At 67.8% G+C, this 2,158-nt stretch carries 2 protein-coding genes; both read left to right on the top strand.

The annotated features are described in order from the left end of the window. Positions 1-217: ssDNA-binding protein (locus VHA82_RS04150; protein ID WP_325540570.1), on the top strand; the 217-nt coding region annotated here is incomplete at its 5' end. A gap of 58 nt (positions 218-275) precedes the next feature. Next, the coding region (locus tag VHA82_RS04155) for a DNA polymerase (RefSeq protein ID WP_325540571.1) at positions 276-2,158 on the top strand (1,883 nt) is incomplete at its 3' end.

A 2,158-nucleotide genomic window follows, 5' to 3' on the forward strand; every position in this document is an offset into this window, starting at 1 on the left:
CACCGGCGAGCTGTACGCCGGCCTGATCGTGCGCGCTTCGGTGCGCCCGTACTACTACCCGCAGCAGGGCGGGGGCATCGCGTTCGGCCTGGGTAACATCCAGGTGCTGCGCGACGGCCCGCGCCTCGACAACCGCCTGGCAGCCGAGGACGAGTTCGAGGCGGATGCGAACGCGGCGGCAGCGGCGAGCAACGCCGACCTGACCGACATCCTGTAATTCCCCGCGCCTTGGCCCGCCCTTCGGGGCGGGCCTCTTTTTCTCCTCTGGAGCTCGTGTGGACGTTTCTCTCGACTTCGAGACGCGCAGCCTCGTCGACCTGGGGAAGGCCGGCGCTACTCGCTACGCGCAAGACCCAAGCACCGACATCTGGTGCGCCTGCTTCTACGTTCCAGACCTCGACGACATTCTGACGTGGCGGCCGGGGATGCCGCATGGCGTGCTCGGCCAGCTCGCCGCCGACCCGACCGTTATCTTTCGAGCGTGGAACGCCGCGTTCGAGCGGCGCATCTGGCGCGAAATCATGGTGAAGCGCTACGGCTTCCCCGACATCCCGCTTCATCGCTGGCGCTGCACGGCAGCGGAGGCGGCTGCGCTCGCGCTGCCCCGCAAGCTGGAGAGCGCCGCGAAGGTGCTTGGCGCTTCGCACCAGAAGGACGACGCCGGCCACCGCCTCATGCTCCGCATGGCGAAGCCCCGGCGCATCTTGCCAGACGGCACGCCCGAATGGTGGGACGACCATGAGCGCGTGCAGCGCCTGATCCGTTACTGCGCCCAAGATGTCCGCACCGAAATGGCCGTGAAGCAGAAGGTGCGCGACCTCACCGACTACGAGCTGCGCGTCTATCAGCTCGACCAACTCATCAACGACCGGGGCGTGATGCTCGACTCGGCAATGGCCGAGGCCGTGCGCGACCTTGCCGCCGAAGCGCAGACGCGCGCGAACCGCGAGCTGCGCGAGGTGACGAACGGCCGCGTGGCCGGCGTGACGAAGCGAGCCGACATCCTCACCTTCCTGCAATCGGAAGGCACCGAGACGGAGAAGGTGGACAAGGAGGCGGTGCGTGCGCTGCTCGCGCGCGACGACCTGACCGAGGCCGCGCGGCGCGTGCTGGAGCTGCGCGCCGAGGCCGGCAAGTCCTCCGTGTCGAAGGTGGACAAGATGTTCTCGTGCGTCTGCTTCGACGGGCGCATGCGCGACCTGCTGCTCTACCACGGCGCCGGCACGGGCCGCTGGACTGGCCGGCTGATTCAGCCGCAGAACCTGCCCGCGCGTTCCAAGGCGCTCGGCGATGAGTTCGACGCTGACCAATGGCGCGAGCCGGTGCTCGCTCACGACTACGACCTGATCGACGCCTGTTACCCGCCGCTCGAAGTGCTGGCGATGCAGCTCCGTCCGTGCCTTCGTGCCGCGCCCGGGCACCGCTTCGTCTGCGCCGACTTCGCGGCCATCGAAGCGCGCGTGCTCGCGTGGCTGGCCGACGAGCGGTGGCTGCTGGAGGCGTTCCGCAAAGGCGCGGACGTGTATCGGCTCATGGCCGCCGACATCTATCACAAGCCGGTGGACCTGATCGGCAAGCCGAGCGCCGAGCGCGACATGGGTAAGCGCGTGATCTTGGGCTGCGGCTTCGGCATGGGCTGGAAGAAGTTCATCCTCACGTGCGCGAAGGACGACGTGCTCATCGAAGACGCCGCCGCGCAGCAGATCATCGACACGTACCGCGATAAGAACTCGCGCATCAAGGCGTTTTGGTACGAGCTGGAGCGCTGCGCCGTCGCTGCGGTGAAGGCGCCCGGCGAGAAGTTCTACGCCGCCGGCGGCAAACTGATCTTCACCAAGCGCGGCGACTACTTGTGGATCGCGCTGCCGGGCCGCACGCGCGCGCTCGCCTACTACAAGCCGCGCATCGTCGAAAAGACGACGCCGTGGGGCTCGAAGCAGGACGCGGTGCGGTTTTGGGGCGAGGACAGCACCACGCGGAAGTGGATGCAGATAGACCTCTACGGCGGCCTCATCGCCGAGAACATCGTGCAGGCCGTGGCCCGCGACCTGATGGTGGACGCCATGTTCCGGGTGGAGGCCGCAGGGTACCCGTTGGTGCTCACCGTGCACGACGAATTGCTGTGCGAGGTGCCCGACGGCTTCGGTGACCTGGCCGA

This window comes from Ramlibacter sp. (genome assembly GCF_035548915.1).
Lineage (GTDB): Bacteria > Pseudomonadota > Gammaproteobacteria > Burkholderiales > Burkholderiaceae_C > Ramlibacter.